The organism is Pseudogemmobacter hezensis, assembly GCF_013155295.1.
Lineage (GTDB): Bacteria > Pseudomonadota > Alphaproteobacteria > Rhodobacterales > Rhodobacteraceae > Pseudogemmobacter > Pseudogemmobacter hezensis.
Window position 1 is genome coordinate 67,037 of the sequence record NZ_JABJXT010000012.1, and the last position, 13,232, is coordinate 80,268.

At 64.2% G+C, this 13,232-nt stretch carries 12 protein-coding genes; 7 read left to right on the forward strand and 5 right to left on the reverse strand.

The window, feature by feature from the left end; translation table 11 throughout:
* Nucleotides 1-19: 19 nt before the first annotated feature.
* The 3 genes from HOY34_RS14115 to HOY34_RS14125 are packed head-to-tail and all read right to left on the reverse strand — an operon-like array spanning nt 20 to nt 2,755.
* The gene (locus tag HOY34_RS14115; RefSeq protein ID WP_216654757.1) at nt 20-943 is read right to left on the reverse strand and encodes a FecCD family ABC transporter permease; all 924 of its coding nucleotides are present in this window, start codon (nt 941-943) and stop codon (nt 20-22) included.
* Complete coding sequence (locus HOY34_RS14120) at nt 940-1,923, reverse strand: FecCD family ABC transporter permease (RefSeq protein WP_172363935.1); 984 nt, start codon at nt 1,921-1,923, stop codon at nt 940-942. Before HOY34_RS14120 ends, HOY34_RS14115 begins: the two co-directional genes overlap by 4 nt.
* On the reverse strand, nt 1,916-2,755 hold the full coding sequence (locus HOY34_RS14125) for an ABC transporter ATP-binding protein (protein ID WP_172363937.1): 840 nt from the start codon (nt 2,753-2,755) through the stop codon (nt 1,916-1,918). The genes HOY34_RS14120 and HOY34_RS14125 overlap by 8 nt, the downstream gene beginning before the upstream one ends.
* Before the next feature lie 255 nt (nt 2,756-3,010).
* On the opposite strand from HOY34_RS14125, the gene HOY34_RS14130 reads away from it, so the two are divergent.
* On the forward strand, nt 3,011-5,131 hold the full coding sequence (locus HOY34_RS14130) for a TonB-dependent siderophore receptor (RefSeq protein ID WP_216654758.1): 2,121 nt from the start codon (nt 3,011-3,013) through the stop codon (nt 5,129-5,131).
* On the opposite strand, the gene HOY34_RS14135 is transcribed toward HOY34_RS14130, so the two are convergent.
* Nucleotides 5,103-6,497 carry an aminotransferase-like domain-containing protein gene (locus HOY34_RS14135; RefSeq protein ID WP_172363939.1) on the reverse strand — a complete coding sequence of 465 codons (1,395 nt, stop codon included), beginning with the start codon at nt 6,495-6,497 and terminating at the stop codon, nt 5,103-5,105. The two genes, HOY34_RS14130 and HOY34_RS14135, sit on opposite strands and share 29 nt — an antisense overlap.
* A 148-nt stretch (nt 6,498-6,645) precedes the next feature.
* Nucleotides 6,646-7,359 (reverse strand): GntR family transcriptional regulator, encoded by a 714-nt coding sequence (locus tag HOY34_RS14140; protein ID WP_172363941.1) that lies wholly within the window; start codon nt 7,357-7,359, stop codon nt 6,646-6,648.
* A 212-nt stretch (nt 7,360-7,571) separates the two neighbouring features.
* Here HOY34_RS14140 and HOY34_RS14145 point away from each other — a divergent pair, with 212 nt between their 5' ends.
* The 6 genes from HOY34_RS14145 (at nt 7,572) to HOY34_RS14170 (ending at nt 13,197) form a co-directional block, all read left to right on the forward strand.
* Entirely contained in the window at nt 7,572-8,774 is a 1,203-nt protein-coding gene (locus HOY34_RS14145) for an ABC transporter substrate-binding protein (RefSeq protein WP_216654759.1), read from the forward strand.
* Nucleotides 8,775-8,886: 112 nt separating this feature from the next.
* Nucleotides 8,887-9,756: a branched-chain amino acid ABC transporter permease gene (locus HOY34_RS14150; RefSeq protein ID WP_172363943.1), complete on the forward strand. Its 870-nt coding sequence runs from the start codon at nt 8,887-8,889 to the stop codon at nt 9,754-9,756.
* Nucleotides 9,753-10,751 carry a branched-chain amino acid ABC transporter permease gene (locus tag HOY34_RS14155; protein ID WP_172363945.1) on the forward strand — a complete coding sequence of 333 codons (999 nt, stop codon included), beginning with the start codon at nt 9,753-9,755 and terminating at the stop codon, nt 10,749-10,751. Before HOY34_RS14150 ends, HOY34_RS14155 begins: the two co-directional genes overlap by 4 nt.
* Nucleotides 10,748-11,506 (forward strand): ABC transporter ATP-binding protein, encoded by a 759-nt coding sequence (locus HOY34_RS14160; protein WP_172363947.1) that lies wholly within the window; start codon nt 10,748-10,750, stop codon nt 11,504-11,506. The genes HOY34_RS14155 and HOY34_RS14160 overlap by 4 nt, the downstream gene beginning before the upstream one ends.
* Nucleotides 11,503-12,246, forward strand: coding sequence for an ABC transporter ATP-binding protein (locus tag HOY34_RS14165; protein WP_172363949.1), 744 nt, complete (start codon nt 11,503-11,505; stop codon nt 12,244-12,246). The genes HOY34_RS14160 and HOY34_RS14165 overlap by 4 nt, the downstream gene beginning before the upstream one ends.
* A gap of 3 nt (nt 12,247-12,249) precedes the next feature.
* The gene (locus tag HOY34_RS14170; protein ID WP_172363951.1) at nt 12,250-13,197 is read left to right on the forward strand and encodes a 3-hydroxyacyl-CoA dehydrogenase family protein; all 948 of its coding nucleotides are present in this window, start codon (nt 12,250-12,252) and stop codon (nt 13,195-13,197) included.
* The last annotated feature ends 35 nt before the right edge of the window (nt 13,198-13,232 follow it).

The following is a 13,232-nucleotide window of genomic DNA, read 5'->3' on the forward strand; positions in this document are numbered from 1 at the left end:
CCTTTGCGCGACAGCAGGATCAGCAGATAGGGCGCACCGATGACCGCCACGACCAGCCCTGCCGGATCTGCACAGGGGCAAAGGCGCTGCGGCCGATGGTATCGGCGGCCAGCACGATGATCGCCCCCGCCAGCTGCCGCGCCAGATGCGGCGCGAGCAGGCCGATGAAGCTCATCATGCCGACATTGGCGACGGCAGAGGCGGTCAGCATGGTGCACAGAAACAGCGCCGCGATCTGGAACCGTGCAGGGTTCAGCCCACGGCTGGCGGCGAGGCTGTCGCCCAACTGGAACAGGTCGAAATGCCGCCAGAGCAGCAGGATCGGCAGCCCGGCCAGGATCAGCCAGATGATCTGGCTTTGCACCTGATCCCAGGCGGCGCGGTGCAGGCGGCCCGACAGCCAGAGCAGCGCGGATTCGACGCGCTCGATCCGGCCATAGGTGATCAGCAGGTCTGAAAACGCCGAAAGAAGCGCCGTCACCCCAACGCCGACCAGCAAAAGACGCAGGGGCGACACCCCCTGCCGCCATGCCAGGCCCGCAATCGTTCCCGCCACCGCAATCGCGCCGGTAAAACCCGCCAGCGGATAAAGCCCGACGGCCAGCGCGCCTGGCCAAAGCACCATCGCCGCCAGCACCGTGATACTGGCCCCGGCCTCGACTCCGATCAGCCCCGGCGCGGCCAGCGGATTGCGGGTCAGTGTCTGCAAGACCGCCCCCGACAGCGCCATCGCCATGCCGCAGGACATGGCCAGCAGGATCCTGGGCAGGCGGAACTCGAAAAGAACGGTGCGCAGCATCGGATCCTCTGACCCGCCCATGGCCACAGCCGCAAGATCTGACAGGCCAAGCGGATAGCGACCCGCGAAGATGGCAAGCAGCGTCAGCCCGGCCAGCGCAGCCCCCGCGAGGGGCAGCAGCAGCGGCCTTGCGGCGGCGCTCATTTCACCCTCCGCACGACAAGGAAGATAAAGACCGGGGCGCCGATGATCGCAGTGACGATGCCGGTGTTCAGCTCCAGCGGGCGAACCGCCAGGCGGGCCAGGATGTCGCCCAGCACCAGAAGCCCCGCGCCGATCAGGGTGGCTGCGGGCAAAAGAAGGCGGTAATCGGTGCCGAAGATCAGCCGGGCAAGATGCGGTGCCACCAGCCCCACAAAGCCGATTGGCCCGGCAGTCGCCACCGATGCGCCCGCCAACAGCACGATGGCCAGCAATAGCGTCAGCCGAAACCGCGCCACATTCAGCCCCATCAGCCCCGCCGCCTGATCGCCAAGCCGAAAGAGGTTCAGCGCCGGGATATTGGCGACCGCGATCACGGCGGCCAGCAGGATGAAGGGTGTCACCATCTGCCGCATCCCCGCGCTTTCAAAAGCCAGCGAGCCTGTCAGCCAGCGCCGCAATGTCTCAATCCCTTGCTGATCCAGGATCAGGATCCCGATGGTCAGGGCAGAGAAAAGCGCCCCCGTCATTACCCCCGCCAGGATCAGCCGCGCCGAGCCTACCGCGCGGCCCGCATTCAGAACGACACAAAGCGCCGCGCAGATTGCGCCTGCGATGGCCAGCCAGGGCAGCATGGAAAGCGTGCTGCCCGGAACCAGCAAAAGGCCCGTCACGACAAAGAAAGCCGCGCCGCTGTTGATGCCCAGAAGGCCCGGCTCTGCCAGCGGATTTCCGGTCAGCCCCTGCATCAATGCCCCCGCAAGGCCAAGCGCCGCCCCGACCGTCAGCGCGCTTAACAGTCGCGGCAGGCGCATTTCGATGACGATGTTATGGGCGGGGTTCTCCGGCTGCCAGGCGGTTACCGCGCCCCAGACCTCGGCCCAGGACAGGGGGCTTGCGCCAAGGCGCAGGTGGAAAAGCCCCGCAATCGCAAGGCCAAGCGCAAGCGCCAGAAAAGCCGGGATATGGCGCAGATCAGCCATCGCTTTGCATCTGGTCGGCGGAAGACGAAGGGGCAGGCGGCAGCGAGGCGGGCAGGCAAATCTGGCGGCCTGTCACCGGATCCGGCAGCATTCGCGCCCCGACCGAGAAAACCTGCCCGATCGTTTGGGCGGTAAAGACCTCAGAGGTCGGGCCCTGGGCCGCGACATGGCCGTCGCGCATCAGGATCAGCTGGTCAGCATATTGCGCGGTCTGGTTCAGATCATGAAGGATGGTGATGATCGTGCGCCCGTCCTTGCGCAGGTTTGCCAGCAGATCCAGCAGGCTCAGCTGGCTGGCGATATCCAGAAATGTGGTCGGCTCATCCAGCAGGATGACCGGGGTGTCCTGTGCCAGGGTCATGGCGATCCAGCCGCGCTGCAGCTGCCCGCCCGAAAGGCTGTCGAGACGTCGATCCATCAGCCCGGAAAGGTCGCAAAGGGCTACGGCGCGGGTCACGGCCTCTTCGTCGCGCGGCGTCCAGGCCTTCAGCCAGCCGCGCCGGGGAAACCGCCCCTGGACCAGCAACTCGCGCAGGGTCAGCCCGTCAGGGGCCAGCAGCTGCTGCGGCAGGAAGGACAGCTCGCGCGCCAGATCCCGCCTGCTGCGTTTTGCCAGATCGGTGCCATTCAGCATGACGCGCCCCTGCGCAGGCGGCAGCATCCCGGCCATCGCCGCCATCAGCGTCGACTTCCCGGAGCCGTTCGGCCCGATCAGCGCCGTGACGCAGCCCGGCGCGATGCGGGCGTTGATATCGTGCAAGATGGTGCGCCCGCCGCGCATCACCTTCAGGCCCTGAACCTCAAGTATCGCCACAGTGTTCCGTCTGATCATATCCGGGGGCATGTGCCGGGGCAGGACTCTAGCAGAAGTCATGCCGCTCAGACACCTCGCCCGGGTCTGAAATAGTGTCATGGGACACTTTGATGATTTTATCGAAGTGTTTCACATGCTAGCCGCAGGGAAATTCTTGACGTTGTTTGTCAGGATTCCCCTGCCAGCGTCAAGCGCTGCTCTGTCTTTCAGGAGGCCCCTTATGCAAACCGATCCCCGTTCCGCCTTGCCCAGCCTGTCCTGCAGGGGCTGCTGTTGTCGACGGCTTTCCTGGCGCTTTTCACCGCGGATCTGCAGGCGCAGGAGTGGGCAGAGGCGGAAAGCGCTGCATTGGGAACGATCACGCTGCAGGTCAATGGCGCGTCAACGGCCCCTGTGACCGGCTATCTGGCCGGATCCAGCGCCGGGGCCACGAAAACCGACACGCCTTTGCATCTGACGCCTCAATCGGTCTCGGTGGTTACGGCAGATGAGGTGCGTGACCGGGCGGCGCTGACGCTTGGGGATGCGGTGAAATACACACCGGGCTTCACATCGCCCTCTCGGAGTTTCGCTCGGGCGACGGATCGCTTCCGGATCCGGGGCTTTGATGTCGAGGCAGGCACCGGCGGGCTTTTGCGCGACGGGATGCGCCTGCAGGTGAATTCCTATGACGGCACGCAAGAGCCTTTCGGGCTGGAGCGGGTCGATGTCGTGCGCGGCGCGGCCTCGGTGCTTTACGGCCAGCTTTCGCCGGGGGGCATGGTGAATGCGGTCTCAAAGCGGCCGACCGAAACCCCCTTCCATGAGCTGGGCGTCGAGGTCGGAACACATGGCCGCAGGCAGATCACCGGTGATTTCAGCAATCGCCTTTCCGAGACGCTGTCTTACCGCGTGACGGTTCTGGCGCGTGAAAGCGATACGGAAACCAATTATGTCAATGACGACCGGCTGTATTTCGCGCCCTCGCTGACTTGGGCCCCGACCGAGGACACCTCGCTGACGGTTCTGGGCTTCTGGCAGAACAGCAAGACCCGCTTTCCCGCGCCACTGCCCTATGGGATCATCGAGGGGATCGGCAGCGGGCCCTTCATTCTGGATCGCGGCACCTTCATCGGCGAGCCGGGCTATGACCATATGGAAAGCGACATGATGGCGCTTGGCTATGAGTTCAGCCATCGTTTCGCCAATGACATGCGGCTGTCGGTCAAATCGCGCTATTACGAATCTGATCTCGACTGGCGCTATCTGATGGCCCAGACCGGGGCGGCGGCGGTTGCCAATGTGATGAATACCGGCATTCTGGCCCGCCAGTACAGTGATCGTCATGACCGCGCCCGGGGTGTCACGCATGACATGAACCTCAGCTTCGGCTTCACCACCGGCGCGCTCAGCCATGAGGTTCTGGTCGGCTATGACTTCCAGAAAACGCGGTTCAACTCTGACAATTTCCGCGCGGCCGCGCCCTCAATCGACCTGAACGATCCGGTTTACGGCGTCACCTTCTCAATCAACCGCGACCCAGCCCGCAATCGCGGCAGCGAGACCGATATCACCCAGCACGGCGTCTATCTGCAGGATCAGATCCGCTTTGACGAGCGCTGGAATGTGTTGGTTGGCCTGCGCCATGACTGGGTCGAGCAGACCTTCAGCTATAAGGCCCTTGCCGGCACGCATGAGCGCAAATCCGAGCGCACGACCTGGCGCGCAGGCCTGGTCTATGAGGGCGAGAATGGCCTTTCGCCCTATATCAGCTTCTCGCAATCCTTCTTCCCGGTGGCGGTCTCGGAATATACCGAGGCGGTGAATTTTGAGCCGATGCTGGGCGAGCAGTTCGAGATTGGCCTGCGTTATCAGCCGCCTGGCAGCAATATGATGTTCAGCGCCAGCCTTTATGACCTGACCCAGGACAATGTCGTGGCCCGCAACCTTGCCGGTGATCTGACCCAGATCGGCCAGCGCCGCGCAAAGGGGTTTGAGCTGGAGGCGCGTGGCGATCTGACGGATGCGCTTTCGATGACGGCCTCTTACGCCTATACCGACGCGCGGATCACCCGCAGCGAGGATGCCGCGGAAATTGGTCGCCGCAGCGAGGATACGCCGTACCACCAGGCTGCGCTCTGGCTGAAATGGGACCTGGCACAGATGGGGGTCGAGGGCCTGACCATCGGCACCGGGGTTCGCTTTAAGGGGGATACCCGCGCCTCGGGCATCCCGCGCGAGATCCTCGGCCATACGCTGGTTGACCTGCTGGTACGCTATGAGGTGAGGGAGAATTTCGACCTTTCTCTGAACGCGACCAATCTCTTCGACAAAGACTATGCCGATTGCGATTACACGACCTGCCGCTATGGCGATGGCCGTGAGGTCACGCTGACCGCCCGCCACCGCTGGTAAGCGCTGATTTGCGCCCCGGCCTTTCGCTTCTGAGCCCCGCCAGAAGCGAAAGGCCCCGCGTCAGGTCATCCCCCGCAGGGGCCCCCAGACAGAGGCGGATACCGCTTTCGGTATCCGCCTCATCTGTCATGATAGTCTGGGGGGATGTGACCTCAACTCCCAGCGACTGGGCGGCGCTGGCGAAAGCCATGGCCTCGTGGGCGGGCATCGGCAGCCACAGATGGAACGCGCTATCCGCCCCGATCAGCTGGTGGCCGTCCAGGATGGTGCGCGCGATTGCACCGCGCCGCGCCGCCTCCAGCCGCAGTGCAGCGCGCAATTCCTCGGCCACGCCGTTCAGCAGCCATTGCTCTATCAGCGCCGAATCCACCGGCGAGGCGGTCAGCGGCAGGGCCACCAGCGTTGCGGTTGCAGCCGCCACCCGGTCGGGCGGCACCAGCAGAACCCCAAGCCGCAGCCCGGCACTGAGGCTTTTCGACAAGCTGGAAACATGCAGCACGATCTCTGGCGCCAGGCTGACAAGGGGCGGCCGGGACGGGTCAGAGCCAAGGCTGTAAACGCCGTCCTCGACAATCGGAACCCTATGCGCCCTGCAGATGCGGATGATCTCATGGCGCCTGGCAAGGCCCATGGTTCTGGTGGTCGGGTTGTGGGTGTCAGGGGTGACATAGACCAGCCGCTGTTTCGGATTGTCACGCTCTGCGTGCAGGACGCGATCCAGATCCGCCGGGCACATCCCCTCGGCGTCCATGGCAACGGCCCGCAGCGGATGGCCCCGGTGCCGTGCCAGCGAAATCGCCCCGGAATAGCTGAACCGCTCGGTGATGATCAGGCCGCGCCCGCCGCAAAGCATGTCAAACCCCAGCCACAGCGCCTGCTGCCCGCTGCCTGTCAGCACCATATCATCGGGACGGGCCGGGACGCCGATGCTTTCCAGCCAATGCGCCAGAAGCCTGCGATGGGCGTCGTGGCCCGTAGGCGGCGGCCGCAGATTGACGCGGTCGCTGTCGATCCTGCGGGCGATGATCGACAGGCTGCGCGACAACAGGCGGTCGCTGATCATATGCGGCAGCACATTGCCCGAGAAATCGATCATCGGCCCTTTGCGCGATTCCACCGCCGAGACAAAAGTGCCCCGTCCCTTGATGCTGCGCAAAAGCCCCCGGCGCTCCAGCGCGGCATAGGCCTTGGTGACGGTGCCGACGCCGATCTGCAGGGTCCAGCCCAGGTCACGATGGGCGGGCATGCGGTCACCATCCACCAGGCGGCCGGCCAGGATATCATCGGAAATCGCGGTGATCAGACGGTCAGAGGTGGTGCCGGGGCCATCGGTCAGATGGGGGCTCCAAGGGGATTTAAGGCGCATGGGCGGGATCTCTCAATGGCGCGGCGATGCGACCGTCTGGCCCGGCTTTGGTTGCAGATCGGGGCGGTATCCGCAAGGTGCATGCGGGGTGCCTTGCGGGCTGCACCTGCCCCCCGCACGCCCGCGCGTTTTTCCCGATCTGCCGCTTTCAGGTGGCGGCGAGGAACCGCTCTGGATTGGCCGCCGCGAAGGCCTTTCGCACCTCATCTGCGGTGCGGGTCAGGTGGATCTCGGTCATCTTGCAGGCGCGCAGCACGTTGCGGTCGCGCACGGCCTCATAGATGGCGAGATGCTCTTCTGTGACCGAGCGCCAGCCGCGCGACGCCGTCAGCGAGACGCGGCGATAGCGCTCTGACTGCTGGTAAAGCTGCTGCCGAAACCGAATGATGATTGGCGAATCCGCTGCCGCCACCAGCGAGGCATGAAAGGCCCGGTTGCTTGATTCCCATGCCTCCAGCAGCTGCGGTGTCAGGGCCTCGGCGGATGCGGGCAGCTGCGCCTCTATATCGGCCAGCTGGCTGAAGGTATCGGTAACGCTTTGCATCCAGGCCGCATCGCCTTTGACAATCGCAGAGCTGATCGCCTCGGTTTCAAGCAGGCTGCGCACCCGCGTCAGATCGTCCAGCTCGGCCAGTGACATCGGCGCGACCCAAAAGCCGCGCTGTGCTTCAGTGGTGACCATCCGGTCGCCGATCAGCCGCGCCAGCGCCTCACGCAAGGGCGACATGCCGACACCGTAATCCTGCATCAGCCCTTCCAGCTTCAGCTTGGCCCCGGCCTGCAGCTTTCCGGCGACAATATCTTCGCGCAACTGCAGATATGTGCGGTCTGACAGGCTTCTGGCGGGGCTGGCGGAAGTCATTCTGTATCGGCTCCGGCTGGTTCCTGCTGCCAATAGAAGGCATTATTTTCGATATTTCAACCGCGATGGTGGCCGTATGTGAGAAAAACTGCCGTATTTGTGGGGGTTTTCGTGAGGCGCCTCATAAAATTTCGAAATTATATTGACAGTCGTGCTGAGGTTGTGTTCCATCCCAACCAGCGGAAGGGGAGCCGCTGCCAGGGAGGATTAAAATGACAATGAAAGACGCAATCACGCGCCGCAGGCTTATTGCCGCTGGTGGCGCGACGGCTTTTGCCGGGATGCTGGGCGCGCCGCTGATCGCAAAGGCCGCCAATGGATCACTGAGGATCGGCATGGTGACCTCGCTTTCGGGGCCTTTTGCGGGCCTGGGCGAGGCGATGCGCGATGGCATCGTCATGGCGCTTGAGGAATATGGCAATGAGATCGCCGGCCGCAGGATTGAGCTGATCGTCGAGGATGATCAGGCCAAACCCGATGAGGGCGTGCGCAAATTCCGCAAGCTGATCGGCCAGGACAATGTTGATATTGTCTCGGGCGTGATCTCTTCGGCGGTGGCGCTGGCGGTGCGCGATGTGGTGACCGAGGCCGAGGCGCTGACCTTCATCTCGGCGGGGTCTGCAAATGCGCTGGCGCGCGATGCGGCCAGCCCGCTGGTGTTCCGCCCGACCAAGACGAACTGGATGCTGGGCCATACGGCGGGGCTTTGGGCGGCAGAGAAAATCTCGAAAACCGGCTGCCTTACCATCGGCGCTGATTATGCGGCCGGGCGCGAATATATCGGCGATTTTGTCGAGACCTATACCGCTCAGGGCGGCGCGGTCGGTCAACAGCTTTGGGCGCCTTTGGGCACCACTGATTTCGGGCCGCTGCTGACCGCCATTGCCAGCGTGCAGCCCGAATTCATCTATTCCTTCTTCGCAGGTTCGGATGCGGTCCGCTTCCTCAGGCAGATGAAAGATTACCGTCTGCATGAGAAAGTCAAAGTGCTGGGCGGTGGTGCGCTCTTTGACCAGGAAGACGTGATTGCGACGGTGAAAGATGCGGCGCTTGGCGGGCTGAACACCTGCAACCAATCGCCGACCGCGCCCGCATCGCAGGCATTCTCGGCCGCCTATCTGGCGCGGCGGGGCGTTTTGCCGGGCGAGATGGGCACTGCGGGCTATGTCACGGCGCAGGTCATCAAAGCCGCGCTTGAGCGCGTCGGGGGGGATGTGGCCGCGAAAGACCAGCTGAAGGAAAATCTGCTGGCCCTGCCGGTCGATACGGTCTTTGGACCGATGTCTTTTGATCCGCGCAACAATCAGGCGATCCTGGACATCTATGTCAATGAGATCACCGAAAGCGCGGATGGCCCGGTCAACCAGGTGATCCACACTTATCAGGGCGTGCAGGATCCGGGGCCCACCGCCTGATCTGACGTCTGATCTGCTGCAATAGCTGATCCGCCCCACCTGATATGGCAGGGCGCGCAGAGGGTCTGCGCGCTCCTGTCCCAATCACAGCCTGATCCAGAAGAGGCTCGGCATGTCCTTCTATCTCGTTCAGATCCTGAACGCCCTTTCCTTCTCAATGCTGCTGATGCTGACGGGGCTTGGCCTTTCGGTCGTGCTCAGTCTGCTGAATTTCGTCAACCTGACGCATGGCTCGTCTTTTCTGCTGGGGGCCTATGTCTCTATCTGGTGGCTGGGCAGCGGTGCGCCCTGGTGGCTGGCCTTCCCGGTGGCCTTCCTGGCCTCGGCGCTGGCGGGCCTGGTGCTTGAGCGGTTTCCGTTCCGCCAGTTCTACACCCGCACCCACCTGATGCAGGTGCTGCTGACCTATGGGCTTTCGGTGATCTTCGCCGATCTGATGCGGTGGGGCTTTGGGGCGCAGATCGCCTCGCCCGAGCTGCCAGAGATCCTCAGCGGGGTGATCTTTGTCTTTGACATGCCCTTCCCGATCTACCGGCTGTTCATCATCGTCTTCGGTGCGGTGCTGGCACTTGCGCTATGGTTCGTGATCGACCGCACGATCTGGGGGGCCGTGGTGCGGGCCTGTGTGACCGATCGCCGCTTTGTCGAGACGCTGGGGCTGGATACCAAACGGATTTTTACCATCGTGGTCGCGGTGGCCGCCGGTCTTGGCGGGCTTAGCGGGGCGCTTGGGGCAGGGGTCCTTTCCGCCTATCCCGGCCTTGATGAGGAACAGCTGATCCTTGCCCTGATCGTGGTGGTTGTGGGGGGACTGGGCACCTTCCGCGGCACCGTGCTCAGTGCGCTTTTGCTGGGCTTTACCATGACCTTCACCAAGGTCTGGATCCCTGAAATGTCGAATGTCGCAGCGCTGGCAATCATGGCTTTGATGCTGGTCATCGCGCCGCAGGGCCTTGTTGCACGGAAAGTGAGGCAGGTATGAGCGATACCGTGAAACTGCAGGATGCCGCGAATGGCAGGGCCCCGGCGCCCAGCCGTCAGATCCTGGCCCTGGGGGTGATTGCCGTGCTGGCGGCGCTGCTGCCGCTGGTGGCCAGCGATTACCAGCTGCGCTTTGTCGCCGAGATCCTGATCGTTGGCGCCGCCGTCCTCAGCCTTGATCTGCTGGTTGGCTATGGCGGGCTGGTCTCGCTGGGGCATGCGACGCTGTTTGGCGGTGCGGCCTATGCGGCGGCGGTGGCCTCGCGCTCGCTTGGGGCGGATCTGACGCTGATGGTGGGGATCGGCACCCTGACGGGCATGGTGATGGCCTTCATCACCGGCATCGTGGTGATGCGCACCATCGCGCTTTTCTTCCTGATCCTGACGCTGATCGTCGGCCAGATCTTCTGGGAGATCGCGTTCCACTGGCGCGATGTGACCGGCGGCGCGGATGGTATGCGGGGCCTGCCAACGCTGAGCCTGAATCTGGGCGTGACCAAACTCGATCTGTCCTCAAGCTTTGCGCTTTACGTCACGGCAGCCGTGCTGGCCTTCGCGGCCTGGGCTGTGGCACGTTCCTTCGTGAATGCCCCCATCGGGCGCGCCCTGATCGGCACCCGCGAGCGTCAGCTGCGGATGAGCGCGCTTGGCTATGACATCGCCCGCATCCGCATGATGGCGCTGCTGGCCTCGGGGGCGATTGCCGGGGCGGCGGGCTCTCTCTATCCCTTCGTCAACCAGTATATCGGGCCCAATTCGATGCAATGGACCTTCTCGGCGATGATGGTCGTGATGCTGGTGATCGGCGGCGTCGGCTCGCTTTACGGGGCCTTTATCGGCACGGCGGTCTACCTGGGCATCCAGACCTATATCTCTTCCTATACCGACCGCTGGCAGCTGGTTGTGGGCCTGATCTTCGTGCTGACCGTGATGATCATGCCGCGCGGCATCGTCCATGGCGTTGGCAGCCTCTTTGGCGGAAAGGGCAAACAATGAGCGGCGATCTTCTGCGCATTGAGAATGTCGGCATCGCCTTTGGCGGGCTGAAGGTTCTGACCGATGTGAACCTGACGGTGAAACAGGGCGAGACCATGGGCCTGATCGGCCCGAACGGCGCCGGAAAGACCACGCTTTTCAACATCGTGACGGGCTTTCTCAGCCCCAGCCACGGTGAGGTGGTGTTTGAGGGCAACCGCATCACCCAGACGCGCACCGCCCAGCGGGTGCGGATGGGGATCGTGCGAACCTTCCAGAAAAGCATGGTTTTCCCGGATCTTAGCGTGATGGAGAACCTGGCGCTGGCGCTGCGGGCGCGGACGCATGGCTATGCCTGGTGGCGCAGCGGTGCCGCCCTGGCCGCCGCAGATGCCAAAGCGCTGGAGATCCTGCGCAAGGCGGGCATGGCAGATCGCGCCGGGCGCGTCGTCTCGTCGATGTCCTACGGGGATCAGCGGATCGTTGACGTGCTGATCTCGCTGGCGATGGAGCCGAAACTCCTGCTGCTGGACGAGCCGACGGCGGGCCTGTCAAAGGCCGAGGGCGAGCATCTGATCGAGGTGATCCGCACACTTTGCGGCAATACCTCGCTGGTGCTGGTCGCCCATGATCTCGACATCGTTTTTGCGGTCTGTGACCGGGTGGCGGTGCTGGATCTGGGCCGGATGATCGCCTGCGACACACCCGATGGCATCCGCGCCCATGAAGGGGCGCAGGCCGCCTATCTCGGCAAGGGAAAGGAGGCGGTGCAATGACCGCTCAGGCATTTTCGGCCCAGACCGCCACCGCGATTGCGGTATCCGGCCTTTCGGCAGGCTATGACGGCGTCCAGGTGCTGCATGACATCAGCTTTACCCTTCAGAAGGGCGAGGCGGTGGCGCTTTTGGGGCGCAACGGCTCGGGCAAATCGACGCTTGCCACCGCGCTTTTCGGAATGGAGCCGCAGGTCTCTGGTCAGATCACCATTCATGGTGCGGATGTAACGGGCTGGGCCAGCCATCGCATCGCCCGCCAGGGCATTGCGTTGGTGCCCCAGGGGCGGGGCGTATTCCCCGATCTGACGGTTGAGGAAAATCTCGACATGGCCGCATTGTGGAGCCGCAAACAGCCCTGCCGCAGCTGGACACGCGAAAGGGTTTTCGACAGCTTCCCGCGCCTGGCTGAGCGTCGCCGTTTCCACTCGGCCTCGCTCAGCGGTGGCGAGCGGCAGTTGCTGGCGATTGCCCGGGCGCTGCTGACCCAGGCCCAGACGATTGTGCTGGATGAGCCAAGCGAGGGCCTCTCGCCCCGCGCGATTGAAGAGGTGATCATCGGCACCGTCGGCCAGTTGAAAAGCGAGGGTTACACGCTGCTGATCGCCGAGCAGAACATGACCATGGCGCTGCAACTGGCCGAGCGGGTGCTGATCCTGGATCACGGCACGCTGGTCCATGACGGCGGATCGGCGGCGTTTCTGGCCGATGAGGCCCTGCAACGCGAACATCTGGGGCTGTAAGCGATGGCACGGATCTGGATCCTTGGCGGCGGGCTGGTCGGATGCGGCTGGGCTGCGGCCTTTGCCGGGGGCGGCCATCAGGTGGTGGTGATCGACCCCGCACCTGAGCTTGCCACCCGCCTTGCCCGTGTCTGGGCCGAAGGGCAGCAGGCGCTGGCGCAGCTGGGCCGGCTTGTCCCCGCGCCCCAGGCCCCTGTCCCGGTGGTCAGTGCCGCTGACGCAGGCCCCGCCCCCGATCTGGTGCAAGAGGCACTGCCGGAACAGCTGGCGCTGAAGGTGCCCGCGCTGGCGGCGCTGGAGCCGCATCTGCGCCCTGACACGGTGATCGCCTCTTCCTCATCGGGGCTTGATCCGGCGCAGATCGCGGCGGCCCTGCAGCGCCCCGAACGGCTGGTGATCGGTCACCCCTGCACGCCGCCCTATCTGATGCCCGTCGTCGAGATCTGCGGCGCCGCGGGCACTGAGCCGGCCGCGCTTGACGAGGCAGAGGCGCTTTACAAAAGCCTTGGCAAGACCGTCCTGCGGCTGAACCGCCCTATTGCGGGCCATCTGGTCAACCGTCTGCAGGCGGCTTTGTGGCGCGAAGCGGTGCATCTGGCGGCCGAGGGCGTCGCCAGCCTTGGCGATATAGAACTTGCGGTCAATGAGGGCCTTGCGCCGCGCTGGTGCTTTGTCGGCCCGACCGGGGTGTTCCATCTGGCCGGGGCCGAGGGCGGGCTGCAACGCTGCCTTGACGCGCTAGGCCCCGAGTTCGAGCGCTGGTGGGATGAACTGGGCACCCCCCGCCTAGATCCCTGGACCCGGCAGATCCTGGTCCAGGGCATGGCCGCGCATGACCCCCGCCCCGTCGCGCAGATCGCGCAGGACCGCGACCAGCGCCTCTCGCGCCTGCTGACCTATCTGCAGGCAAACACCGTTTCGGCGCCCGACGCCCCAGAGCACCCGCGCTGATCACAGCGCCGGATCTGAGACATCAGGCCCGCAGA

What these genes read in the sequence shown, in the direction of transcription:
- HOY34_RS14115 (WP_216654757.1), bottom strand. Translation starts at nt 943, where the DNA reads ATGAGCGCCGCCGCAAGGCCGCTGCTGCTGCCCCTCGCGGGGGCTGCG.
- HOY34_RS14165 (WP_172363949.1), top strand. Translation starts at nt 11,503, where the DNA reads ATGACCGCTCAGGCATTTTCGGCCCAGACCGCCACCGCGATTGCGGTA.
- HOY34_RS14160 (WP_172363947.1), top strand. Translation starts at nt 10,748, where the DNA reads ATGAGCGGCGATCTTCTGCGCATTGAGAATGTCGGCATCGCCTTTGGC.
- HOY34_RS14150 (WP_172363943.1), top strand. Translation starts at nt 8,887, where the DNA reads ATGTCCTTCTATCTCGTTCAGATCCTGAACGCCCTTTCCTTCTCAATG.
- HOY34_RS14120 (WP_172363935.1), bottom strand. Translation starts at nt 1,923, where the DNA reads ATGGCTGATCTGCGCCATATCCCGGCTTTTCTGGCGCTTGCGCTTGGC.
- HOY34_RS14135 (WP_172363939.1), bottom strand. Translation starts at nt 6,497, where the DNA reads ATGCGCCTTAAATCCCCTTGGAGCCCCCATCTGACCGATGGCCCCGGC.
- HOY34_RS14155 (WP_172363945.1), top strand. Translation starts at nt 9,753, where the DNA reads ATGAGCGATACCGTGAAACTGCAGGATGCCGCGAATGGCAGGGCCCCG.
- HOY34_RS14140 (WP_172363941.1), bottom strand. Translation starts at nt 7,359, where the DNA reads ATGACTTCCGCCAGCCCCGCCAGAAGCCTGTCAGACCGCACATATCTG.
- HOY34_RS14125 (WP_172363937.1), bottom strand. Translation starts at nt 2,755, where the DNA reads ATGATCAGACGGAACACTGTGGCGATACTTGAGGTTCAGGGCCTGAAG.
- HOY34_RS14145 (WP_216654759.1), top strand. Translation starts at nt 7,572, where the DNA reads ATGACAATGAAAGACGCAATCACGCGCCGCAGGCTTATTGCCGCTGGT.
- HOY34_RS14170 (WP_172363951.1), top strand. Translation starts at nt 12,250, where the DNA reads ATGGCACGGATCTGGATCCTTGGCGGCGGGCTGGTCGGATGCGGCTGG.